The 23142-nt window shown below is 62.3% G+C and carries 22 protein-coding genes; 19 read left to right on the top strand and 3 right to left on the bottom strand.

Annotation, left to right across the window (positions count from 1 at the left end):
• The first annotated feature begins 61 nt into the window (after positions 1-61).
• The gene (gene rplJ, locus AC5RV1_RS05120) at positions 62-646 is read left to right on the top strand and encodes a 50S ribosomal protein L10 (protein ID WP_493946801.1); all 585 of its coding nucleotides are present in this window, start codon (positions 62-64) and stop codon (positions 644-646) included.
• Between the two features lie 77 nt (positions 647-723).
• Entirely contained in the window at positions 724-1098 is a 375-nt protein-coding gene (gene rplL, locus AC5RV1_RS05115) for a 50S ribosomal protein L7/L12 (RefSeq protein ID WP_066277893.1), read from the top strand.
• A gap of 72 nt (positions 1099-1170) precedes the next feature.
• Here the strand turns inward: rplL and AC5RV1_RS05110 are convergent, their stop codons facing one another.
• Both AC5RV1_RS05110 and AC5RV1_RS05105 read right to left on the bottom strand, forming a co-directional pair.
• A complete protein-coding gene (locus AC5RV1_RS05110; protein WP_493946800.1) occupies positions 1171-1668 on the bottom strand; it encodes an aminoacyl-tRNA deacylase in 498 nt (165 codons plus the stop codon).
• Positions 1668-2867 carry an acetyl-CoA C-acetyltransferase gene (locus AC5RV1_RS05105; RefSeq protein WP_493993776.1) on the bottom strand — a complete coding sequence of 400 codons (1200 nt, stop codon included), beginning with the start codon at positions 2865-2867 and terminating at the stop codon, positions 1668-1670. Before AC5RV1_RS05105 ends, AC5RV1_RS05110 begins: the two co-directional genes overlap by 1 nt.
• Before the next feature lie 246 nt (positions 2868-3113).
• On the opposite strand from AC5RV1_RS05105, the gene AC5RV1_RS05100 reads away from it, so the two are divergent.
• The 8 genes from AC5RV1_RS05100 (at position 3114) to AC5RV1_RS05065 (ending at position 16569) form a co-directional block, all read left to right on the top strand.
• Positions 3114-3626, top strand: coding sequence for a hypothetical protein (locus tag AC5RV1_RS05100; protein ID WP_493993775.1), 513 nt, complete (start codon positions 3114-3116; stop codon positions 3624-3626).
• Positions 3627-3929: 303 nt separating this feature from the next.
• Positions 3930-7439 (top strand): DNA-directed RNA polymerase subunit beta, encoded by a 3510-nt coding sequence (rpoB, locus tag AC5RV1_RS05095; protein WP_091415051.1) that lies wholly within the window; start codon positions 3930-3932, stop codon positions 7437-7439.
• 105 nt (positions 7440-7544) lie between these two features.
• The gene (locus tag AC5RV1_RS05090; protein ID WP_163161886.1) at positions 7545-11444 is read left to right on the top strand and encodes a DNA-directed RNA polymerase subunit beta'; all 3900 of its coding nucleotides are present in this window, start codon (positions 7545-7547) and stop codon (positions 11442-11444) included.
• A gap of 411 nt (positions 11445-11855) precedes the next feature.
• Complete coding sequence (gene rpsL, locus AC5RV1_RS05085) at positions 11856-12230, top strand: 30S ribosomal protein S12 (protein ID WP_018773658.1); 375 nt, start codon at positions 11856-11858, stop codon at positions 12228-12230.
• A 1-nt stretch (position 12231) separates the two neighbouring features.
• Entirely contained in the window at positions 12232-12702 is a 471-nt protein-coding gene (rpsG, locus tag AC5RV1_RS05080; protein WP_124091059.1) for a 30S ribosomal protein S7, read from the top strand.
• A gap of 69 nt (positions 12703-12771) precedes the next feature.
• Positions 12772-14886 carry an elongation factor G gene (gene fusA / locus AC5RV1_RS05075; protein ID WP_493946797.1) on the top strand — a complete coding sequence of 705 codons (2115 nt, stop codon included), beginning with the start codon at positions 12772-12774 and terminating at the stop codon, positions 14884-14886.
• 264 nt (positions 14887-15150) lie between these two features.
• The gene (tuf, locus tag AC5RV1_RS05070) at positions 15151-16341 is read left to right on the top strand and encodes an elongation factor Tu (protein ID WP_163161890.1); all 1191 of its coding nucleotides are present in this window, start codon (positions 15151-15153) and stop codon (positions 16339-16341) included.
• Positions 16342-16344: 3 nt separating this feature from the next.
• Entirely contained in the window at positions 16345-16569 is a 225-nt protein-coding gene (locus tag AC5RV1_RS05065; protein ID WP_163161109.1) for a hypothetical protein, read from the top strand.
• 10 nt (positions 16570-16579) lie between these two features.
• On the opposite strand, the gene AC5RV1_RS05060 is transcribed toward AC5RV1_RS05065, so the two are convergent.
• Positions 16580-18016 carry a GH1 family beta-glucosidase gene (locus AC5RV1_RS05060; protein WP_493946796.1) on the bottom strand — a complete coding sequence of 479 codons (1437 nt, stop codon included), beginning with the start codon at positions 18014-18016 and terminating at the stop codon, positions 16580-16582.
• Between the two features lie 401 nt (positions 18017-18417).
• Here AC5RV1_RS05060 and rpsJ point away from each other — a divergent pair, with 401 nt between their 5' ends.
• From rpsJ to rplP, 9 genes are read left to right on the top strand one after another with little or no spacing between them, the layout of a single operon-like run.
• Positions 18418-18726 carry a 30S ribosomal protein S10 gene (rpsJ, locus tag AC5RV1_RS05055; protein WP_003803825.1) on the top strand — a complete coding sequence of 103 codons (309 nt, stop codon included), beginning with the start codon at positions 18418-18420 and terminating at the stop codon, positions 18724-18726.
• A 17-nt stretch (positions 18727-18743) separates the two neighbouring features.
• Complete coding sequence (gene rplC, locus AC5RV1_RS05050) at positions 18744-19394, top strand: 50S ribosomal protein L3 (protein ID WP_493993774.1); 651 nt, start codon at positions 18744-18746, stop codon at positions 19392-19394.
• A 4-nt stretch (positions 19395-19398) separates the two neighbouring features.
• Positions 19399-20022, top strand: a complete 624-nt coding sequence (rplD, locus tag AC5RV1_RS05045) for a 50S ribosomal protein L4 (RefSeq protein WP_493946795.1) — start codon at positions 19399-19401, stop codon at positions 20020-20022.
• On the top strand, positions 20019-20324 hold the full coding sequence (gene rplW / locus AC5RV1_RS05040; RefSeq protein ID WP_011692807.1) for a 50S ribosomal protein L23: 306 nt from the start codon (positions 20019-20021) through the stop codon (positions 20322-20324). Before rplD ends, rplW begins: the two co-directional genes overlap by 4 nt.
• Before the next feature lie 29 nt (positions 20325-20353).
• Positions 20354-21193, top strand: a complete 840-nt coding sequence (rplB, locus tag AC5RV1_RS05035; RefSeq protein WP_043454598.1) for a 50S ribosomal protein L2 — start codon at positions 20354-20356, stop codon at positions 21191-21193.
• A 12-nt stretch (positions 21194-21205) separates the two neighbouring features.
• The gene (gene rpsS / locus AC5RV1_RS05030; protein WP_018773666.1) at positions 21206-21487 is read left to right on the top strand and encodes a 30S ribosomal protein S19; all 282 of its coding nucleotides are present in this window, start codon (positions 21206-21208) and stop codon (positions 21485-21487) included.
• A 38-nt stretch (positions 21488-21525) separates the two neighbouring features.
• The gene (gene rplV, locus AC5RV1_RS05025) at positions 21526-21891 is read left to right on the top strand and encodes a 50S ribosomal protein L22 (protein WP_009358304.1); all 366 of its coding nucleotides are present in this window, start codon (positions 21526-21528) and stop codon (positions 21889-21891) included.
• Positions 21892-22725 carry a 30S ribosomal protein S3 gene (gene rpsC / locus AC5RV1_RS05020; RefSeq protein WP_493946794.1) on the top strand — a complete coding sequence of 278 codons (834 nt, stop codon included), beginning with the start codon at positions 21892-21894 and terminating at the stop codon, positions 22723-22725.
• The gene (gene rplP / locus AC5RV1_RS05015) at positions 22726-23142 is read left to right on the top strand and encodes a 50S ribosomal protein L16 (protein WP_013601829.1); all 417 of its coding nucleotides are present in this window, start codon (positions 22726-22728) and stop codon (positions 23140-23142) included. It abuts the gene before it with no gap.

The raw sequence follows: 23142 nt of genomic DNA, 5'->3' as shown, positions 1-23142 counted from the left end.
TAGTTTTAGCTCACTTGAGCGGGGACCGTCGCATACCGGCACTATCCCCGGAAGGAGGGTTATGGCAACGCCTACCAAGGTTTCAGCAGTAGCTGAGATCACTAACGATTTCAAGGAATCGAACGCCGCTGTCCTGACCGAATACCGTGGGCTCACCGTTGCACAGCTCAAGCAGCTGCGTGTTTCTCTCGGCCAGGACACCAAGTTCGCGGTCGTCAAGAACACCCTGACCGCCATTGCAGCCAAGGAAGCCGGTGTTGAAGCATTCAACGACCAGCTTTCCGGCCCCACTGCAATCGCGTTCATCAAGGGTGACGCAGTTGCCGCTGCCAAGAGCCTGACGGATTTTGCCAAGACCAACAAGCAGCTGGTCATCAAGACCGGTTACTTCGAGGGCAAGGCACTGAACGCCAGCGAGGTTGCCGAACTGGCAGCGCTCGAGTCCCGCGAGCTGCAGCTCGCCAAGGTTGCAGGCGTCCTCAAGGCCCCTGCCGCAGCAGCTGCACGCATCATTGACGCACTGCGCCTCAAGCTTGAAGAAGAGAACGGTGCACCGGCAGCTGCCGAGGCGCCTGCCGCTGAAGAAGCTCCCGCTGCCGAAGCAGAAGCTCCCGCAGCTGAGGCTCCCGCAGCCGAAGAGAACTAATTCTCTTTACCCCACAAGACTCCGGTGTGAAGCACGGCCGCGTGCCGCTGAACACCACAACAGGAAGGACGCCTACCATGGCGAAGCTCACCAACGAAGAGCTCATTGAAGCTTTCAAGGAACTGACCATCATCGAGCTCTCCGAGTTCGTCAAGCTCTTCGAAGAGACCTTCGAAGTTACCGCTGCTGCTGTAGCTGTTGCCGGCCCCGCCGGTGCTGCTGCTGAAGAGGTTGAAGAGAAGACTGACTTCGACGTCGTCCTCGAAGCTGCCGGCGACAAGAAGATCGCAGTGATCAAGGAAGTTCGCGCCATCACTTCCCTGGGCCTCAAGGAAGCCAAGGACCTGGTTGACAGCGCTCCCAAGGCTGTCCTCGAAGGTGCAACCAAGGAAGCTGCCGAGAAGGCCAAGGAGCAGCTCGAGGCTGCAGGCGCCACCGTTACCCTCAAGTAACAACGCCTCTTCCTCAAAAAGCCCCGTCCACGTTTGTGGGCGGGGCTTTTTGCGTATTCAGTTCAGCTGGCGTCAAGCAGGGTCGCTGATGTCCGCGACGACGGCGCGCAACGCTCCCGTGAGGGCGTCGGCGTCCACGAAGGCGCTGTAGCCGTGGGCACCTGCACCCATAGAGATCCTCCGGCCCGTGATGGTGGCGTCGGCATACACAGGCCAGCTGTTGGTGCTGCCCAGCGGGGTGATGGTGCCGCGTTCGTAGCCGGTTGCGTCCAGCGCCACGTCCGCTGGCGGCAGGTAAAGCTTGTTGACGCCCACGAGGTTCCGGAGCTTGGGCCAGGAGATCTGGCGGTCGCCGGGAATCAGCGCAAAGAGGAACGACCCGTCCTTGTGCTTGACCACCAACGACTTCACGATGTCGGCGGGCGTAATGCCCAGGATGCCGGCCGCTTCCTCGAGGCTTTTGGCGGCCGGCCTTTCCACTACCTCGACCTGCAGGCCCCTGGCGGCTGCATCCGCCAGGAACCGTTCGCGTCCGACGCCGTCCGTTCCGTTCGCAGGCATGTCCGCCATCAGTCGCGGTACAGCAGGAGGGCTTCGCCCTGTCCGCCACCCCCGCACAGGGACACCGCGGCTTTGCCTGTTCCGCGTCGCCTAAGCTCATGGGCGGCATGTACAGCGAGCCGGGCACCGGATGCCCCGATGGGGTGGCCCAGTGCGATGGCACCGCCATGGATGTTGCACTTTTCAAGGGGGTAATCGAGATCCTGCAGCGACTGGACCGCCACGGAACCGAACGCTTCGTTGATCTCGATAAAGTCCAAATCGGCGGTGGTCCAGCCCGCACGGCCCAGGGCGTTCTTAATGGCGTTGGACGGCTGGGAATGCAGGGAGTTGTCCGGCCCGGCAACCTGCCCGGGCTTGCCGACAACCGCAAGGTATTCCAGCCCGTTCTCCTCGGCAAAGGCGCGGGAGGAGAGGACCAGGGCCGCGGCTCCATCAGACAGGGGAGAGGAGTTGCCGGCGGTGATGGTGCCGTCGGTGACGAAGGCTGCCCGCAGCCCGGCCAAGGACTCGACGGAGGCGTTTGGGCGCACACCTTCATCGGTGGAGACCACCAGGGGATCGCCCTTGCGTTGCTTGACGCTGAGGGGAACGATCTCGTCGTCGAAGGTGCCGTTCTTGGCGGCCAGTGCGGCGCGCTGGTGCGACTGGGCGGCCACGTTGTCCTGTGATGTCCTGTCGATGCCCAGCGTAAGGTTACGGGTTTCGGTGGACAGCCCCATCGACTGGCCGTCAAAGGCATCCGTAAGTCCATCGTGCGCAGCCACGTCCAGTGCCTGGATGGAGCCGTAGGTCCACCCCTGCCGTGAGCCGGGCAGCACGTGAGGTGCCCGGGTCATGGACTCCTGCCCGCCTGCCACCACCACGGCCGCCTCACCGCCGCGGATCATCCGGGCAGCGTCGATCACCGCGGTCAGCCCCGAGAGGCAGACCTTGTTCACGGTGACAGCAGGAACGTTCCAGCCGATGCCGGCGCCGATGGAGCTCTGCCGTGCGGGATTCTGGCCGGCACCGGCTTGGAGCACCTGTCCCATGATGACGGCCTCCACCTGGCCGGCGTCCACCCCGCTCGCTTCCAGGGCCGCCTTGATGGCGTGGGCCCCGAGATCGACGGCGGTAAAGCTCGCCAGCTGGCCGTTGATACGGCCCTGTGGAGTACGAACTGCTGCGAGGATGACAACGTCAGTGTTGTCCGCGAAGTTGCCCATGTTTATCTCTTCCGATCTGATTCGTTGTAGGCCACCAAGGCTATCGTGACGCTGGTCACCCATATATTCAAACGCCCCGGCCGCTATGTGCATTCCGGCAGTGCCCCGGCTCCCGCGACGGCGCGGCGGGGGAGGAGTCCCCATCCCCGGAACGTGCGCGACGGCGGCTGCCTGCGTAGGGTGGACGCCGGACACTTTTGCAGGGGGACAGCAGGTCCGTGCCCCGGGGACGCTTGGAGCAGCACCGTGAAAAAAATCCTGATGATGGCAGCGGCCATCGGCTTTGCGTCACTTACGGCCTGTTCCGTTTCCACCCCGGATCCCAACGCCGCCTCAACGGCGCCGGCCGCGCCTGAGCCAGGCCGGGAAAGCCCGCCCCGCCCCACCGGCTCCGCTGGAAGCGTCACGGACGCGCCGCCGTCGTCAGCTCCAGGGGGAGCCACGCCAGGGGGAGCCGCAGCAGTGGGAGCAAAAGGGACCTGTGAACTCTTCAACAAACTGGTCGCGGAGTACAAGGCCGTCCCGGCCGATGACCCGGACGGCTTTGAGGACATCTACCTGCGGGCCGACGACGCCAAGGACGCAACGGCCGGGGACCTCCAAGGGCTCTTCGCGTCACTGAGCCTGCTCGCCATCGACCATTCAGCCGCAGCAGAAGCCGGCGGCGTGCCAGCGCAGGAATCCCGGGACGCAGTCAGGGACGCGGTGTTTGCCAACGCCGGGACGTGCACGGCCGAAGGCGTCACCCTGCGGCTTTAGTCCCGCATGCCGCACACAGCCCGGAAAACCGGTGCTTGCAATCGGGCCGGATGTGGGGTAGACATGTAGGTTATTTTGCCGTATCGTAGATATTTGCGTCTTCCCTGTTTACCTTCAGCCTTCATATAGCGGTGGGCTTTCGCCTGGCAGCTGGCAATCAACGTGCCGTCAACAACGTCACAGCATGGTCAGCACCGGCCCCGGGTCATATAGCGGAACCGGATGGTAGCACTGCGGAGCATTCCGCAGGGTGCACAGCGGGGGAGATCTGAAAACGCCTGAAGGTCTGTGGAAGGATCCCTCTTGGTCGCCTCGAGCACCTCTAATAACGAAACCGCTAACACCGCCGACAGCACTGATGGTGCCACTCGCCGGCTCTCATTCGCAAAGATTCACGAACCTCTTGACGTTCCGAATCTGCTTGCCCTCCAGACGGACAGCTTCGACTGGCTGGTCGGAAACGAACGCTGGCAGGCACGCGTAGCGAAAGCTGTCGAAGAAAACGATCTTAGCGTCGCCACCACGTCCGGTCTTTCGGACATCTTCGAAGAGATCTCCCCGATTGAGGACTTCCAGGGCACTATGTCCCTGAGCTTCTCCGATCCCGAGTTCGCTGACCCGAAGTACACCATGGCCGAGTGCAAGGACCGGGACGCAACGTACTCGGCTCCGCTGTACGTCAAGGCCGAGTTCATGAACAACAACACGGGCGAGATCAAGCAGCAGACCGTGTTCATGGGCGACTTCCCGCTGATGACCGAGAAGGGTACCTTCGTGGTCAACGGCACCGAGCGTGTTGTCGTCTCCCAGCTGGTCCGTTCCCCGGGCGCCTACTTCGAGCGTGCCGCCGACAAGACCAGTGACAAGGACATCTTCACTGCGAAGATCATCCCGTCCCGCGGCGCCTGGTTCGAGCTCGAAATCGACAAGCGCGACCAGGTCGGCGTTCGCCTCGACCGCAAGCGCAAGCAGTCGGTCACCGTCCTGCTGAAGGCCCTCGGCTGGACCGAAGGCCAGATCCTCGAAGAGTTCGGCCAGTACGACTCCATGCGGGCAACCCTGGAGAAGGACGCCACCGAAACCCGCGAAGACGCGTTGCTGGACATCTACCGGAAGCTGCGCCCGGGCGAGCCCCCCACCGTCGAGGCTGCCCAGTCGCTGCTGGACAACCTGTACTTCAACTCCAAGCGCTACGATCTGGCCAAGGTTGGCCGCTACAAGATCAATCGCAAGCTTGGCATCGACCGCTCCCTTGGCGACAAGGAAGCATCGGTCCTGCACGTTGAAGACATCGTGGCCATGATCAAGTTCCTCGTCGCGCTGCACGCCGGCGAGAAGACCATCAAGGGAACCCGCGATGGCCAGGAAGTGGACCTGCGCGTCGAAATCGACGACATCGACCACTTCGGCAACCGCCGCATCCGCGCCGTCGGCGAGCTTATCGAGAACCAGGTCCGCACCGGCCTGTCCCGTATGGAGCGCGTTGTCCGCGAGCGTATGACCACCCAGGACGTCGAGGCCATCACGCCCCAGACCCTGATCAACATCCGCCCCGTGGTTGCAGCCATCAAGGAGTTCTTTGGAACCTCCCAGCTGTCGCAGTTCATGGACCAGAACAACCCGCTCTCGGGCCTGACCCACAAGCGCCGCCTGTCGGCCCTTGGCCCCGGTGGTCTGTCCCGTGACCGCGCCGGCATGGAAGTCCGTGACGTGCACCCGTCCCACTACGGACGTATGTGCCCCATCGAAACCCCTGAAGGCCCGAACATTGGTCTGATCGGCTCGCTGGCATCCTACGGACGCATCAACCCGTTCGGCTTCATCGAGACCCCGTACCGTCTGGTCAAGAACGGCGTTGTGTCCGACGACGTCCAGTACCTGACGGCCGACGACGAGGCTGAGGTGCTCATCGCCCAGGCCAACGCGCCGCTGGACGAGAACAAGAAGTTCGCCGAAGACACCGTCCTGGTCCGTGCCCGTGGTGGTGGAGGCGAGCCTGTGCTCGTTCCCGCCGAGGACGTCGAGTTCATGGACGTTTCCCCGCGCCAGATGGTGTCCGTGGCTACCGCCCTGATCCCGTTCCTCGAGCATGACGACGCCAACCGCGCACTCATGGGTGCCAACATGCAGCGCCAGGCCGTGCCGCTGGTCCGTTCCGAGGCTCCGTTCGTGGGCACCGGCATGGAGCGCGCCGCAGCCGTTGACGCCGGTGACGTTGTCATCGCGAAGAAGGCCGGTGTGGTCACCGAGGTTTCCGCCGAGCTCGTCATCATGCTCAACGACGACGGCACGGAGACCAACTACCGCATCAACAAGTTCGCCCGCTCCAACCAGGGCAACTGCTACAACCACCGTGTCCTGGTGAACGAAGGCCAGCGCCTGGAAGTTGGCGGCATCATCGCCGACGGCCCGGCAACGGACCAGGGCGAGCTCGCCCTCGGTAAGAACCTGCTCGTGGCATTCATGTCATGGGAAGGCCACAACTTCGAGGACGCCATCATCCTCTCGCAGCGCATCGTTGCCGAGGACGTTCTTTCCTCCATCCACATCGAGGAGCACGAGATCGATGCCCGCGACACCAAGCTTGGTGCCGAGGAAATCACCCGCGACATCCCCAACGTGTCCGAGGAAGTCCTGGCAGGCCTGGACGAGCGCGGCATCATCCACATCGGTGCTGAGGTTGAAGCAGGGGACATCCTGGTTGGAAAGGTCACCCCGAAGGGTGAAACCGAACTGACCCCCGAAGAGCGCCTGCTGCGCGCCATCTTCGGTGAGAAGTCCCGCGAAGTCCGCGACACCTCCCTGAAGGTGCCCCACGGCGAGTCCGGCACCGTCATCGGCGTGCGCGTCTTCGACCGCGACAACGACGACGAACTGCCCCCGGGCGTGAACCAGCTGGTCCGCGTCTACGTGGCTGCCAAGCGTAAGATCACCGATGGCGACAAGCTCGCCGGCCGCCACGGCAACAAGGGTGTTATCTCCAAGATCCTCCCGATCGAGGACATGCCGTTCCTTGCCGACGGCACCCCCGTTGATATCGTCCTGAACCCGCTGGGTGTCCCGGGCCGAATGAACGTGGGCCAGGTGCTTGAAACGCACCTCGGCTGGGTTGCCAAGACCGGCTGGAAGATCGAAGGCGAGCCCGAGTGGGTGAAGCAGCTGCCGAACCTGCCGCGCGAGAGTGGCCAGACCACTGTTGCAACGCCGGTGTTCGACGGCGCCCGCGAAGAGGAAATCACGGGCCTGCTGGACTCCACCAACGTGACGCGCGACGGCGAACGCCTGATCAATTCCTCCGGCAAGACCCGTCTGTTCGACGGCCGCTCCGGCGAGCCGTTCCCGGATCCGATCTCGGTCGGCTACATGTACATCCTGAAGCTCCACCACCTGGTGGACGACAAGATCCACGCGCGCTCCACCGGCCCGTACTCCATGATCACGCAGCAGCCGCTGGGTGGTAAGGCACAGTTCGGTGGCCAGCGCTTCGGTGAAATGGAAGTGTGGGCGCTCGAAGCTTACGGCGCCGCCTACACGCTCCAGGAACTCCTCACGATCAAGTCTGATGACATCCACGGTCGTGTGAAGGTCTACGAAGCCATCGTCAAGGGCGAGAACATCCCCGAGCCGGGCGTTCCCGAGTCCTTCAAGGTCTTGATCAAGGAAATGCAGTCGCTGTGCCTGAACGTGGAAGTCCTCTCCACGGACGGAACCACAATTGAAATGCGTGACTCTGATGACGCAGTCTTCACCGCTGCGGAAGAACTGGGCATCGATCTGTCTCGTGCAGAGCCCAGTTCGGTAGAAGAGGTCTAGCAGGCGGGCGTCCGACGGCGGGTGACCACCCGCCGTCGGACCTCACCTCCCTCATTCCGCACCCAAGACTTCAGAATTTAGAGAACAAGAGAGAACAGGGACCATATGTCCAGCGAATCCTCCTTCGGCCTCATGCAGATCGGCCTCGCCACCGCGGAAGACATCCGCGGCTGGTCTTACGGCGAGGTTAAGAAGCCGGAAACCATCAACTACCGCACCCTTAAGCCCGAGAAGGACGGACTCTTCTGCGAGAAGATCTTCGGCCCGTCCCGGGACTGGGAATGCTACTGCGGCAAGTACAAGCGCGTGCGCTTCAAGGGCATCATCTGTGAGCGTTGTGGCGTTGAAGTCACCCGCGCAAAGGTCCGCCGCGAACGCATGGGCCACATCGAGCTGGCCGCACCCGTCACGCACATCTGGTACTTCAAGGGTGTTCCGTCCCGCCTGGGCTACCTCCTTGACCTGGCACCGAAGGACCTTGAAAAGGTCATCTACTTCGCTGCCTACATGATCACCAGCGTCGACGAAGCTGCCCGCCACGAGGAACTGCCCAACCTGCAGGTTGAGCACGACATCGAGAAGAAGCAGCTCATCGACAACCGCGACTCCGACATCGCGGCGATCGCCCGCGACCTCGAAGGCGAAATTGCCCGCCTTGAGGGTGAAGGCGCGAAGGCTGCCGACAAGAAGAAGGCCCGCGACTCCGCCGACCGCCAGATGGCGAACGTGCGCAAGCGTGCCGACGCCGACATCGAGCGCCTCGAGCAGGTCTGGGATCGTTTCAAGAACCTCAAGGTCGCCGACCTCGAAGGTGACGAAGGCCTGTACCGCGAGCTGCGCGACCGCTACGGCATGTACTTCGAAGGCTCCATGGGTGCCGAAGCCATCAAGAAGCGTCTTGAGAGCTTCGACATGCAGGCCGAGTCGGACCTGCTCCGCGACATCATCGCCAACGGCAAGGGCCAGCGCAAGACCCGCGCCCTCAAGCGCCTGAAGGTGGTCAACGCGTTCCTGACCACCAACAACAGCCCGCTTGGCATGGTCCTCGACGCCGTCCCGGTGATCCCGCCGGAACTGCGCCCCATGGTCCAGCTGGACGGTGGCCGCTTCGCGACCTCCGACCTCAACGACCTGTACCGCCGTGTGATCAACCGCAACAACCGCCTCAAGCGCCTGCTTGACCTGGGTGCTCCGGAGATCATCGTCAACAACGAGAAGCGCATGCTTCAGGAAGCTGTTGACAGCCTCTTCGACAACGGCCGCCGCGGCCGTCCGGTCACCGGACCGGGCAACCGTCCGCTGAAGTCCCTGAGCGACATGCTCAAGGGCAAGCAGGGCCGTTTCCGCCAGAACCTCCTCGGCAAGCGCGTCGACTACTCCGGCCGTTCGGTCATCGTCGTCGGCCCGCAGCTGAAGCTGCACCAGTGCGGCCTGCCCAAGCAGATGGCGCTGGAGCTCTTCAAGCCGTTCGTGATGAAGCGCCTGGTTGACCTCAACCACGCCCAGAACATCAAGTCGGCCAAGCGCATGGTGGAGCGGTACCGTCCGCAGGTCTGGGACGTGCTCGAAGAGATCATCACCGAACACCCGGTGCTGCTCAACCGTGCACCTACCCTGCACCGCCTCGGCATCCAGGCGTTCGAGCCGCAGCTTGTTGAAGGTAAGGCAATCCAGCTCCACCCGCTGGTTTGTGGCGCCTTCAACGCCGACTTCGACGGCGACCAGATGGCAGTCCACCTGCCGCTGAGCCCCGAAGCGCAGGCTGAGGCCCGCATCCTGATGCTGTCCTCGAACAACATCCTGAAGCCCTCTGACGGACGCCCGGTCACCCTGCCTTCGCAGGATATGATCATCGGCCTCTACCACCTGACCACCAAGCGTGTTGGCTCAGCTGGCGAAGGCCGTGTCTTCGGTTCGGTTGCGGAAGCCATCATGGCGTTCGATGCCCGCGAGCTGCACCTGAACTCGCAGGTCAAGATCCGCCTCGAAGGCTTCGTGCCCTACGCCGGCTGGGAAGCTCCGGAAGGCTGGGAGCCGGGTCAGCCCGCGCTCGTCCAGACCTCCCTGGGCCAGGTTCTCTTCAACGAGACGCTGCCCGAGGACTACCCGTGGGTTGAGGCTGTTGCCGACAAGGGCGAGCTGTCCCGCATCGTCAACGACCTCGCGGAGCGCTACCCGAAGGTCGTCACCGCGGCAACGCTGGACAACCTGAAGGATGCCGGTTTCTACTGGGCCACCCGCTCAGGCGTCACCGTCGCCATCTCGGACATCGAGGTTCCGGCCGCAAAGCCGGCCATCCTCGCCGGTTACGAGGAGCGGGCTGCGAAGATCCAGGGCCAGTACGACAAGGGCCTGATCGACGACGACGAGCGCCGCCAGGAACTGATCGAGATCTGGAACAAGGCAACCAACGAGATCGCCCAGGCGATGCGCGACAGCCTGTCGCCGATGAACACCATCAACCGCATGGTGTCCTCCGGTGCACGTGGTAACTGGATGCAGGTCCGCCAGATCGCGGGTATCCGTGGCCTCGTGGCCAACCCGAAGGGTGAAATTATTCCCCGTCCCATCAAGTCCTCCTACCGTGAGGGCCTGTCGGTTCTGGAATACTTCATCGCCACGCACGGCGCGCGTAAGGGTCTTGCTGACACCGCTCTGCGTACCGCCAACTCGGGTTACTTGACCCGTCGTCTGGTGGACGTGTCCCAGGACGTCATCGTCCGTGAAGAGGACTGCGGCACCGAGCGCGGCCTGGTCACGCCCATCGCCGTCGCCGATTCCAACGGTGAGCTGGTGCTGGACGAGAACGTCGAGAACAGCGCGTACGCACGTACGCTCGCCGTCGACGTCGTGGACTCCGAGGGCAACGTCCTCGCAGCCGCCGGCACCGACTGCGGCGACGTAGTGATCGCCGAGCTGTTCGCGGCAGGCATCACCGAGGTCAAGGTCCGCTCCGTACTCACCTGTGAGTCCAGCGTCGGCACCTGCGCCCTGTGCTACGGCCGTTCGCTGGCCACTGGCAAGACCGTGGACATCGGCGAGGCCGTGGGCATCATCGCCGCACAGTCCATCGGTGAGCCCGGTACCCAGCTGACCATGCGTACGTTCCACACCGGTGGTGCAGTCTCCGCCAGCGGCGGCGACGACATCACCCAGGGTCTGCCCCGTATCCAGGAGCTCTTCGAAGCCCGTACTCCGAAGGGTGTTGCACCGATTGCAGAAGCAGCCGGCCGCATCACCATCGAAGAGTCCGAGCGCCAGATGCGCCTGGTCATCACTCCTGATGACGGAACTGAAGAGATCGCCTACCCGGTCCTGCGCCGTTCACGCCTGCTGATCGAGGATGGCGACCACGTCACCGTCGGCCAGAAGCTGATCAACGGACCGGTGGACCCCAAGCAGGTCCTGCGCATCATGGGTCCGCGTGCGGCACAGAAGTTCCTGGTGGACGAAGTCCAGGGCGTGTACCGCAGCCAGGGCATCGGTATCCACGACAAGCACGTCGAGGTTATCGTCCGCCAGATGCTGCGCCGCGTTACGGTCATCGAGTCCGGCGAATCGGACCTGCTGCCCGGCGAGCTCGCCGAGCGCAGCCGCTTCGAGGACGCCAACCGCCGTGTTGTCTCCGAGGGCAAGACTCCGGCTTCCGGACGTCCTGAGCTCATGGGCATCACCAAGGCGTCGCTGGCCACCGAGTCTTGGCTGTCCGCAGCTTCCTTCCAGGAGACCACCCGCGTCCTGACGCAGGCGGCCATGGAAGGCAAGAGCGACCCGCTGCTCGGCCTCAAGGAGAACGTCATCATCGGTAAGCTGATCCCGGCCGGCACGGGCCTCCCGCGCTACACCGAGGTCACCGTCGAGCCCACTGAAGAAGCAAAGGCCAACCTGTTCACCGGCCCCAGCGCATTCAGTGACTTCTCGTACGACACCCTGGGCGGCGACGGAGCTCCTGAGTTCCACGCCATCCCGCTGGATGACTACGACCTGGGCAACGACTTCCGCTAAGGAAGTTCCGCTGATTGGCTGAAGGGCCCCGCCCCCACATTTGTGGGGGCGGGGCCTTCCCCTTACCCACTTGGGGGAGTGCCGCCCGATTAAGGGGTGGAGGCCGTCCGTGCTAGACTTGTTACCAATTGTTATTGTGGCAGTGGATGAGTGCGCCGGTTCCAGCTGAAAGGCTGAACCAGAGCGACGTTTCCGGTTTGCAGGGTTCTTGTGCAACGTATGCCACATTTTTGCATGCCTAGGGACCATTGAAGACGCGAGTCAGGTCATTCCCTGCGTATGCGATCCGACTATTAAGGCTTCGCCTTCGCCGCCTGGGCCTTGGAGATCTTCTTCAAGGCCCAGGCGGCGGGGCAACGCAAAGGAGAGTGGCCGGAAGCGGCCACTCCGGATAAAACGGAGAACACGAGAGTGCCTACGATCAACCAGCTGGTCCGCAAGGGCCGCACGCCGAAGGTCAAAAAGACCAAGGCCCCCGCCCTTAACGGCAGCCCCATGCGCCGCGGTGTCTGCACCCGCGTCTACACCACCACCCCGAAGAAGCCGAACTCGGCTCTGCGTAAGGTGGCACGTGTGCGCCTCAACGGTGGTATCGAAGTAACCGCCTACATTCCCGGTGTTGGCCACAACCTGCAGGAGCACTCCATTGTGCTCGTCCGCGGTGGTCGTGTGAAGGACCTCCCCGGTGTCCGCTACAAGATCGTCCGTGGCGCCCTCGATACCCAGGGTGTCAAGAACCGTAAGCAGGCCCGCAGCCGCTACGGCGCAAAGATGGAGAAGAAGTAATATGCCTCGCAAGGGTCCGGCCCCGAAGCGGCCGCTAGTCATTGATCCCGTTTACGGCTCCCCGCTGGTCACCCAGCTGATTAACAAGGTGCTCGTCGACGGCAAGAAGTCCACCGCAGAGCGCATCGTTTACGGTGCCCTTGCCGGTGCGCAGGAAAAGTCCGGTGGCGATCCCGTTGCAGCCTTGAAGAAGGCCATGGACAACATCAAGCCGAGCCTTGAAGTGAAGTCGCGCCGTGTTGGTGGTGCCACTTACCAGGTTCCGGTTGAGGTCAAGCCGGGTCGAGCCACTGCGCTTGCCCTCCGCTGGCTCGTGGGCTACTCGAAGGCCCGCCGCGAGAAGACCATGACCGAGCGCCTCCGCAACGAGATTCTGGATGCGTCCAACGGTCTCGGCGCCGCTGTGAAGCGTCGCGAAGACACCCACAAGATGGCCGAGTCCAACAAGGCCTTCGCACACTACCGCTGGTAATACTCCCCGGACGCCGCCGGCTCAACAGAGCCGGCGGCGAACGTGTAGTCCATCCCAAAAGGAGACCCCGTGGCACAGGACGTGCTTACCGACCTTAGTAAGGTCCGCAACATCGGCATCATGGCCCACATTGATGCCGGCAAGACCACCACAACCGAGCGCATCCTGTTCTACACGGGTGTGAACCACAAGATCGGCGAAACGCACGACGGCGCTTCGACCACTGACTGGATGGAACAGGAAAAGGAACGCGGCATCACCATCACGTCTGCCGCCGTGACCTGCTTCTGGGAGAACAACCAGATCAACATCATCGACACCCCCGGCCACGTTGACTTCACCGTTGAGGTTGAGCGCTCCCTGCGCGTCCTCGACGGCGCCGTCGCCGTCTTCGATGGCAAGGAAGGCGTTGAGCCGCAGTCTGAGACTGTCTGGCGCCAGGCTGATAAGTACAACGTCCCTCGTATCTGCTTCGTCAACAAGATGGACAAGCTGGGCGCTGACTTCTACTTCACGGTAGACACCATCATCAGCCGCCTGGGCGCAAAGCCGCTCGTTATGCAGCTGCCGATCGGTGCCGAGAACGACTTCATCGGCGTCGTGGACCTCCTCTACATGCGCGCACTGGTGTGGCCCGGCGATGCCAAGGGTGACGTCACCATGGGTGCGAAGTACGAGGTCCGCGAGATCCCGGCTGACCTCCAGGAAAAGGCCGAGGAGTACCGCGCACACCTCGTTGAGGCTGTTGCAGAGTCCTCCGAGGAACTCATGGAGAAGTACCTTGAGGGCGAAGAGATCTCGATCGACGAGCTCAAGGCCGGCATCCGCAAGATGACGATCAACTCCGAGCTGTACCCGATCTTCTGCGGCTCCGCGTTCAAGAACCGTGGCGTACAGCCCATGCTCGATGCTGTCGTCGACTACCTGCCGAACCCGCTCGACGTCCCGCCGATGATCGGTCACGATCCTCGCGACGAAGAGAAGGAACTGACCCGCAAGCCGTCTTCGGAAGAGCCGTTCTCGGCTCTTGCCTTCAAGATCGCAGCGCACCCGTTCTTCGGCCAGCTCACCTTCATCCGCGTGTACTCCGGTCATGTTGAAGCAGGCGCCCAGGTGGTCAACTCCACCAAGGGCAAGAAGGAGCGCATCGGCAAGCTGTTCCAGATGCACGCCAACAAGGAAATGCCCGTTGACGGCGCTACCGCAGGCCACATCTACGCAGCCATCGGTCTGAAGGACACCACCACGGGTGACACCCTGTGCGACTCCGCCAACCAGATCGTCCTCGAGTCCATGAGCTTCCCGGAGCCCGTGATCTCGGTTGCCATCGAGCCGAACACCAAGGGTGACCAGGAGAAACTCTCCACGGCCATCCAGAAGCTCTCCGCTGAGGATCCCACCTTCCAGGTGTCCCTCAACGAAGACACCGGCCAGACCATCATCGCCGGCATGGGCGAGCTTCACCTGGACATCCTGGTGGACCGCATGCGCCGCGAATTCAAGGTCGAGGCCAACGTTGGTAAGCCCCAGGTTGCCTACCGCGAAACCATCAAGCGCGCCGTCGAACGCCACGACTACACGCACAAGAAGCAGACCGGTGGTTCGGGTCAGTTCGCAAAGATTCAGATCGCGATCGAGCCGCTGGACACCGCCGAGGGCGAGCTGTACGAGTTCGAGAACAAGGTCACCGGTGGCCGCGTTCCCCGCGAGTACATTCCGTCCGTTGACGCTGGTATCCAGGATGCGCTGAACGACGGCGTCCTGGCAGGTTACCCGGTTGTCGGCATTAAGGCGACGCTGATTGATGGCGCGTACCACGATGTTGACTCGTCTGAAATGGCGTTCAAGATCGCCGGCCGTATGGCTTTCAAGGAAGCTGCACGTAAGGCGAACCCTGTCCTGCTCGAACCGCTGATGGATGTCGAGGTCCGCACCCCTGAGGAATACATGGGTGAAGTCATCGGTGACCTCAACTCCCGCCGCGGCCAGATGCAGTCCATGGAAGATGCACAGGGCGTCAAGGTCATTCGTGCGCACGTTCCGCTGTCCGGCATGTTCGGCTACATCGGTGACCTGCGCTCGAAGACCCAGGGCCGCGCTGTGTACTCCATGACGTTCAACAGCTACGCCGAGGTCCCGAAGGCAGTTGCCGACGAGATCATCCAGAAGACCCGCGGCGAATAGTCTTTCGGACTTTCGAAGCGAACTAACTCGGGTGTGCTTCCGGTTGACGGAGGCCCGCCTGGTGCAGGTGGCCGGTTTTCGGTCGGATGCAGTCCGGTCAAGCCGGGTTCCGGCCATCTGCACGAACAGGCTCGAGGGACTAGTATTAGTTCCTGAATCTGCAATTTCACCAATCCAAAGCCCCCCAAGTAGACTTACCTGAGTTTCTGCCGCGACAAGCGCGGCTGAAGGGTATGTCATTTGAAAACGTTCTAGGAGGAACCTGTGGCAAAGGCAAAGTTCGAGCGGACTAAGCCGCACGTTAACATCGGCACCATTGGTCACGTTGACCACGGTAAGACGACGTTGACGGCCGCCATTTCCAAGGTGCTGTACGACAAGTACCCGACTCTCAACGAGAAGCGTGACTTCGCGTCGATTGACTCTGCTCCCGAAGAGCGTCAGCGCGGCATTACCATCAACATCTCCCACGTTGAGTACCAGACCGAAAAGCGCCACTACGCACACGTAGACGCCCCCGGTCACGCTGACTACATCAAGAACATGATCACCGGTGCTGCACAGATGGACGGTGCAATCCTCGTGGTTGCCGCCACTGACGGCCCGATGGCACAGACCCGCGAGCACGTTCTGCTCGCCCGCCAGGTTGGTGTTCCCTACCTGCTGGTCGCGCTGAACAAGTCCGACATGGTTGACGATGAGGAACTGCTGGACCTCGTTGAAATGGAAGTTCGTGAGCTCCTCAGCTCGCAGGGCTTCGATGGCGACGAAGCACCGGTTGTCCGCGTTTCCGGCCTCAAGGCACTGGAAGGCGACCCGGAGTGGGTCAAGTCCGTCGAGGACCTGATGGCTGCTGTTGACGAGTCTGTTCCGGACCCCGTACGTGACCGTGACAAGCCGTTCCTGATGCCCATCGAGGACGTCTTCACCATCACCGGCCGTGGCACCGTTGTTACGGGCCGCGCCGAGCGTGGAACCCTCGCCATCAACTCCGAGGTCGAGATCGTCGGCATCCGCCCGGTCCAGAAGACCACGGTTACCGGTATCGAGATGTTCCACAAGCAGCTCGACGAAGCATGGGCCGGCGAGAACTGTGGCCTCCTGCTCCGCGGTCTGAAGCGCGATGACGTAGAGCGTGGCCAGGTTGTCGTCAAGCCGGGTTCCATCACCCCGCACACCGACTTCGAGGCTAACGTCTACATCCTCTCCAAGGACGAAGGCGGACGTCACAACCCGTTCTACTCCAACTACCGCCCGCAGTTCTACTTCCGTACCACGGACGTAACCGGCGTTATCACCCTGCCCGAGGGCACGGAAATGGTTATGCCTGGCGACAACACTGAGATGACCGTTGCGCTCATCCAGCCCATCGCTATGGAAGAGGGCCTCGGCTTCGCAATCCGCGAAGGCGGCCGCACCGTTGGTTCAGGACGCGTTACCAAGATCAACAAGTAATTCTTGTTTGAACTGAAGAACAGCCCCGCTGCTACTGCAGCGGGGCTGTTCTTTTTGGTTAACTCCTGCCTGATACTGTTGCTGGACCGAAAGGAGTTCATCATGGGATGGCTTATTTTTCTGATCATCGTTGTCGCCGTGGTCGCCGGTGTCTTCTGGGCCAAGAAGCACTTCCGCCACGAAATCGATCGCGCCAAGCGGATCAACCGGGCGAACAAAAACCAGTAGCGGCGCAGGGCTAGCCTGCCGCGGCCCGGCGTGCCTTGCTGAGCGACTGGTACCAGTAGAAGGACTGCTTAGGCGTACGCTCCAGCGTTTCGAAATCCACGTGGACCAGGCCGAAGCGCTGGGAGTAACCGGCCGCCCATTCGAAATTGTCCATTAGGGTCCACACGTAATAGCCGCGCAGGTCCACGGCCGAAGCCATCCCGCCGGGCGAGGTGGCGTCCAGTGCTGCACGCAGGTGCGAGGCGATGTAGTTCATACGGTCCTCATCCTGGACGGGCCCGGACACTTGGTCGGGCTCCGGGTAACTGGCGCCGCCTTCGGTGATGTAAACCGGGGGGAGTGCAGTCCCATACCGGTCCTGGAGTTCTTTGAGCAGGATGCCCAGGTGCTCAGGAGCTACAGGCCAGCCGAATCCGGTGCTGCTGTACTCCGGGTAGCCCACCTCATGGAAAGGAAGCCTGGCTACCGCCTTGTGCGTATTGGCAGGAATAGGCGTAACCCCGCGGCCCAGGGCAACCTTCACCGGGAAGTAGTAGTTGAGGCCGTAAAAGTCCAGTGGCTGGTGGATGGTCTGCAGGTCGGCCTCGGAAATCTGGCCGATGGACCGCAGCCATGGCCTAGCGTACAGGGGCAGGTGCGGGTAGCGGCCCAGCAGCACTGGGTCGGCGTAGATCCTGTTCATCAGGAGGTCGTACAGCTTCGCCACCAGCTTGTCTCCGACCTTTCCGCTGGCCGGCCGGACAGGGGAGTGCAGATTGGTTACGCCTACGTCTCCCTTTACCCCTGCCGCACGCAGGGCCTGTGCGCCGAGACCGTGGGCCAGGAGTTGGTGGTGGATCGCCGGGAGGGCATCGAACATCAGGGTGCGGCCGGGGGCGTGGACGCCCAGGGCGTAGCCGTTCAGGGTCACCGACAACGGTTCGTTGAGTGTCACCCACTGCGCGACGCGGTCCCCGAAGCGTTCGCCGGCGGCGGCGGCATACTCGCCAAACCGTTCCGCTGTTTCACGGTTCATCCAACCACCCCGGTGTTCCAGCGGCAGGGGAGTATCCCAGTGATAAAGGGTGGCCATGGGGGAGACGCCGGCTGCCAGCAACTGGTCGATCAGCCGGTCGTAGAAGTCCAGTCCCTCCGCGTTGAGTCGTCCCTGGCCTTCGGGCTGGATTCTTGGCCAGGACAACGAGAAGCGGTAGGAGTCCACACCAAGCTCCTGCAGGAGGGCGATGTCCTCCGGCAGGCGGTTATAGTGGTCGCAAGCCACCGCGGGGGAGTGCCCGTCCATAATGCTGCCGGGCTTCTCGGCGAAGGCGTCCCACCCGGACGGGCCCCGGCCGCCCTGGGTCAGGGCTCCTTCGATTTGAAAGGCTGCGGCTGCGACGCCCAGGGTGAACGACGGCGGCATGCGGCTGGCCAGTTCGGTCACGGATTCGGTGCTTTCCAGCGTCATGCCCCTATCATCCATTCCGGTGTTGCCGAAGGCAATGATCCCTCGGACTGGCCCCCGGTATGGGCCAATTCGCTTCTGGCGCCAAATTCCGGCATACTAGATGAGTTGTTCAAGCGCTTCTTCGTGTCCCGATCCGGATAATGCCGGGTGCCAGGGTCCAAGTGGAAGACCAAACATAACCCCCTCCCCATGGAATTGCGGATTTGTATGCGTGCCAAGCGCGACACGCCCGACCGCGGGGGTCGGTTACGCCGGCAAGGTGAGGAACCCGGATTCATCCGGATTCAGTTTGTGCGGCGGATGGTGGTTACGACCTCAATTGCTTCGGCAGCCATACAACGAGTAAGTGAACAGGGCAGCCCCAACCAGGGGAAGCACAGACTGAAAGAGAGTCAGGCGACATGGCGGGACAAAAAATCCGCATCCGGCTGAAGTCATACGACCACGAGGTCATTGACGTTTCAGCACGGAAGATCGTTGAGACGGTCACGCGCGCAGGCGCAACGGTAGTCGGCCCCGTGCCGCTGCCGACGGAGAAGAACGTGTACTGCGTCATCCGCTCTCCGCACAAGTACAAGGACAGCCGCGAGCACTTCGAAATGCGCACGCACAAGCGTCTTATCGACATCATCGATCCCACGCCGAAGGCTGTTGACTCGCTTATGCGTCTCGACCTGCCGGCAGACGTGAACATCGAAATCAAGCTGTAGGGAGGTGCTGAGAGACTATGACCGCAACCCGTAACGTAAAGGGCCTGCTGGGCACGAAGCTCGGCATGACCCAGGTCTGGGACGAGAACAACAAGCTCATCCCCGTCACTGTGGTCCAGGCAGATTCGAACGTCATCACCCAGCTGCGCAACGCACAAGCTGATGGCTACGTAGCCGTACAGATCGGCTACGGCCAGATCGATCCCCGCAAGGTTACCAAGCCGCTGGCTGGTCACTTTGAGAAGGCAGGCGTCACGCCTCGCCGCCACGTCGTCGAACTCCGTACCGCAGATGCTGCTGAGTACGAGCTGGGCCAGGAGCTCTCCGTAGAGGTCTTCGAAGCCGGCCAGAAGATCGACGTCATCGGCACCACCAAGGGTAAGGGCTTCGCCGGTGTTATGAAGCGTCACGGCTTCCACGGCGTTGGAGCTTCCCACGGTGCCCACAAGAACCACCGTAAGCCCGGTTCAATCGGTGGCGCATCCACCCCGAGCCGCGTCTTCAAGGGCATGAAAATGGCCGGCCGCATGGGCGCCGTTCGTCACACCACGCTGAACCTCACGGTTCACGCGGTTGACGTCGAGAAGTCGCTGCTCCTTATCAAGGGCGCCGTTCCCGGTGCCCGCGGCCAGGTCGTACTCGTACGCACCGCCGTGAAGGGAGCCTAGTTCAATGGCTAACACTGTCCAGGTTGACCTGCCTGCAGAGATCTTCGACGTTCAGACCAACGTGCCGCTGCTGCACCAGGTTGTCGTTGCCCAGCTCGCTGCTGCTCGCCAGGGTACCCACAAGACCAAGACCCGCGCTGAAGTTTCCGGTGCAGGACGCAAGCCGTTCAAGCAGAAGGGCACCGGCCGCGCCCGTCAGGGTTCCATCCGTGCTCCTCACATGACCGGCGGTGGCGTTGTCCACGGTCCCACTCCGCGTGACTACAGCCAGCGCACCCCCAAGAAGATGATTGCTGCTGCACTGCGTGGCGCACTGTCTGACCGGGCGCGCAACGGACGCATCCACGTTGTTGCCGAACTGGTTGAGGGCTCCAAGCCGTCGTCCAAGGCTGCACTTGCAACGCTGCGCGGCGTTTCCGACCGCAAGAACCTGCTGGTTGTCATCGAGCGCGCCAACGATGTTGCTGCACTGTCCGTGCGCAACCTCGACGGTGTTCACGTTCTGTACGCAGACCAGCTGAACACCTACGACGTTCTCGTGTCTGATGACGTTGTCTTCACCAAGGCTGCCTACGAAGCATTCGTTGCCGGCAAGGCAGTGGCAAAGAATGAGGAGGATGCCAAGTGAGTGCAGCCACCATCAAGGATCCCCGCGACGTCGTGCTTGCGCCCGTCGTGTCGGAAAAGAGCTACGGCCTGATCGACGAGGGCAAGTACACCTTCCTGGTGGACCCCCGGTCGAACAAGACCGAGATCAAGCTGGCCGTGGAGAAGATCTTCTCCGTCAAGGTCGAATCGATCAACACCATCAACCGTGCCGGTAAGCGCAAGCGCACCAAATTCGGATGGGGTACCCGCAAGAACACCAAGCGTGCAATTGTGACCCTCAAAGAAGGCACTATCGACATCTTCGGCGGTCCGCTCGCGTAGCGGAGACCACTTTAACGAGGAAATAAATTATGGGAATCCGTAAATACAAGCCGACTACCCCGGGCCGTCGTGGCTCGAGCGTAGCGGACTTCATCGAAATCACGCGGTCGACGCCGGAAAAGTCGTTGGTACGTCCGCTGCCCAAAAAGGGCGGCCGTAACAATACCGGTAAGATCACCACCCGTCACAAGGGTGGCGGACACAAGCGCCAGTACCGTCTGATCGACTTCCGTCGCCACGACAAGGACGGCGTTGACGCCCGCGTTGCTGAAATTGAGTACGATCCGAACCGTACGGCTCGCATCGCCCTCCTGCACTACGTTGATGGCACCAAGCGTTACATCATCGCCCCGAACAAGCTGTCCCAGGGTGACTTCGTAGAGGCAGGTGCCAACGCTGACATCAAGCCTGGCAACAACCTGCCCCTGCGCAACATCCCCGTGGGTACCGTTATCCACGCAGTTGAACTGCGCCCGGGCGGCGGCGCCAAGATGGGCCGGTCCGCTGGTGCATCCATCCAGCTCGTCGCCAAGGAAGGCCGCTTCGCCCAGCTGCGTCTGCCTTCCGGTGAAATCCGCAACGTTGACGTGCGCTGCCGCGCAACCGTCGGCGAGGTGGGCAACGCCGAGCAGTCGAACATCAACTGGGGCAAGGCCGGCCGTATGCGCTGGAAGGGCGTCCGCCCGACCGTCCGTGGTGTCGCCATGAACCCGGTTGACCACCCGCACGGTGGTGGCGAGGGTAAGACGTCCGGTGGACGTAACCCCGTCAACCCGAACGGTAAGCGGGAAGGCCGCACCCGCCGCCCCAACAAAGAGAGCGACAAGCTTATTGTTCGTCGCCGTCGTACTGGCAAGAACAAGCGATAGGAGCCTGGACACATGCCACGCAGCCTGAAAAAAGGTCCTTTCGTTGACCAGCACCTCTTTGTGAAGGTAGCCAGGGAAAACGAAAAGGGCACCAAGAACGTCATCAAGACCTGGTCACGCCGTTCGATGATCGTCCCCGACATGCTCGGGCACACGATCGCCGTACACGACGGACGCAAGCACATTCCGGTGTTTGTCACTGAGTCGATGGTCGGGCACAAGCTCGGCGAATTCGCTCCCACGCGGACATTCCGCGGCCATGTCAAGGACGACCGTAAGGGCAAGCGCCGCTAGGCGCCTGCACTTACGTCAAAGACGAGAGAAGGAAAGCAATGGAAGCCAAGGCAATTGCGCGCCACATCCGCGTAACGCCTATGAAGGCCCGGCGCGTCGTCAACCTTGTTCGTGGTTTGCAAGCGAATGAGGCTCTGGCAATTCTGAAGTTTGCCCCACAGGCAGCTTCAGAGCCGGTATTCAAGGTAGTTCAGTCGGCAATCTCCAACGCCCGGGTCCTCGCGGACCGCGACGGCGTGGCGTTTGACGAAGGCGACCTCATCATCAGCGAAGCGTTTGTTGATGAAGGCCCGACCATGAAGCGGTTCCAGCCGCGTGCCCAGGGTCGCGCATTTCAGATCAAGAAGCGCACCAGCCACATCACCGTGGTAGTCGCTACCCCGGAGAAAGAGGAGGCTCGCTAAGTGGGACAGAAAGTAAACCCGCACGGGTTCCGACTCGGCATCACCACCGATCACGTATCGCACTGGTTCGCTGACAGCACCAAGGCCGGCCAGCGGTACAAGGACTTCGTTCGCGAAGACATCCGCATCCGCCAGCTCATGTCCACGGGCATGGAGCGCGCCGGCATCGCCAAGGTTGAGATCGAGCGCACCCGTGACCGTGTCCGCGTGGACATCCACACGGCCCGCCCGGGCATCGTCATCGGCCGCCGTGGAGCAGAAGCAGACCGCATCCGCGGCGAGCTCGAAAAGCTCACCGGCAAGCAGGTCCAGCTGAACATCCTCGAGGTCAAGAACCCCGAGATGGAAGCACAGCTTGTTGCCCAGGGCGTTGCTGAGCAGCTGACTTCACGTGTGGCTTTCCGCCGCGCGATGAAGAAGGCCATGCAGTCCGCACAGCGTGCAGGTGCCAAGGGCATCCGTATCGCCTGCTCGGGTCGACTGGGTGGCGCTGAAATGTCCCGCTCGGAGTTCTACCGCGAAGGCCGTGTGCCCCTGCACACCCTCCGCGCGAACATCGACTACGGCTTCTACGAAGCCAAGACCACCTTCGGCCGCATCGGTGTGAAGGTTTGGATCTACAAGGGTGACATCACCGCCAAGGAACTGGCCCAGCAGGCCGCTTCCGCTCCGTCCCGTGGCCGCGGTCCGAGCGACCGTCCCGGCCGCCCGGGTGGCGCTGACCGTGGTGACCGCCGCCGTCGCAACGACCGTCCGGCCGCTGACGCAGCTCCTGCTGCCGAGGCTCCGGCAGCTGAAGCTGCTGCTCCGGCAGCAGAAGGAGGACAGGCTTAAATGCTTATCCCACGTCGAGTCAAGCACCGTAAGCAGCACCACCCGGGTCGTTCCGGCGCTGCTACGGGCGGCACCAAGGTCTCCTTCGGTGAGTACGGCATCCAGGCCCTGAGCCCGGCGTACGTCACCAACCGTCAGATCGAATCCGCCCGTATCGCCATGACCCGCCACATCAAGCGTGGCGGTAAGGTCTGGATCAACATCTACCCGGACCGTCCCCTCACCAAGAAGCCTGCCGAAACCCGCATGGGTTCCGGTAAGGGTTCACCGGAATGGTGGGTCGCAAACGTCAAGCCGGGTCGGGTTCTCTTTGAGATCTCCGGCGTCGAAGAATCGGTAGCACGCGAGGCCCTGCGCCTGGCAATCCACAAGCTCCCGTTGAAGGCACGCATTCTGCGTCGCGAAGGTGGTGAATAG

Source organism: Arthrobacter sp. Hb9-2 (genome assembly GCF_059091165.1).
Note: the sequence above shows the minus strand (reverse complement) of the source record. Positions and strands in the feature narration are given on the sequence as shown.

What these genes read in the sequence shown, in the direction of transcription:
- AC5RV1_RS05060 (WP_493946796.1), bottom strand. Translation starts at nt 18,016, where the DNA reads ATGACGCTGGAAAGCACCGAATCCGTGACCGAACTGGCCAGCCGCATG.
- rpsS (WP_018773666.1), top strand. Translation starts at nt 21,206, where the DNA reads ATGCCACGCAGCCTGAAAAAAGGTCCTTTCGTTGACCAGCACCTCTTT.
- rpsG (WP_124091059.1), top strand. Translation starts at nt 12,232, where the DNA reads ATGCCTCGCAAGGGTCCGGCCCCGAAGCGGCCGCTAGTCATTGATCCC.
- rplV (WP_009358304.1), top strand. Translation starts at nt 21,526, where the DNA reads ATGGAAGCCAAGGCAATTGCGCGCCACATCCGCGTAACGCCTATGAAG.
- AC5RV1_RS05105 (WP_493993776.1), bottom strand. Translation starts at nt 2,867, where the DNA reads ATGGGCAACTTCGCGGACAACACTGACGTTGTCATCCTCGCAGCAGTT.
- rplP (WP_013601829.1), top strand. Translation starts at nt 22,726, where the DNA reads ATGCTTATCCCACGTCGAGTCAAGCACCGTAAGCAGCACCACCCGGGT.
- rplB (WP_043454598.1), top strand. Translation starts at nt 20,354, where the DNA reads ATGGGAATCCGTAAATACAAGCCGACTACCCCGGGCCGTCGTGGCTCG.
- rplJ (WP_493946801.1), top strand. Translation starts at nt 62, where the DNA reads ATGGCAACGCCTACCAAGGTTTCAGCAGTAGCTGAGATCACTAACGAT.
- AC5RV1_RS05090 (WP_163161886.1), top strand. Translation starts at nt 7,545, where the DNA reads ATGTCCAGCGAATCCTCCTTCGGCCTCATGCAGATCGGCCTCGCCACC.
- rplD (WP_493946795.1), top strand. Translation starts at nt 19,399, where the DNA reads ATGGCTAACACTGTCCAGGTTGACCTGCCTGCAGAGATCTTCGACGTT.
- rplL (WP_066277893.1), top strand. Translation starts at nt 724, where the DNA reads ATGGCGAAGCTCACCAACGAAGAGCTCATTGAAGCTTTCAAGGAACTG.
- rplC (WP_493993774.1), top strand. Translation starts at nt 18,744, where the DNA reads ATGACCGCAACCCGTAACGTAAAGGGCCTGCTGGGCACGAAGCTCGGC.
- rpsJ (WP_003803825.1), top strand. Translation starts at nt 18,418, where the DNA reads ATGGCGGGACAAAAAATCCGCATCCGGCTGAAGTCATACGACCACGAG.
- AC5RV1_RS05110 (WP_493946800.1), bottom strand. Translation starts at nt 1,668, where the DNA reads ATGGCGGACATGCCTGCGAACGGAACGGACGGCGTCGGACGCGAACGG.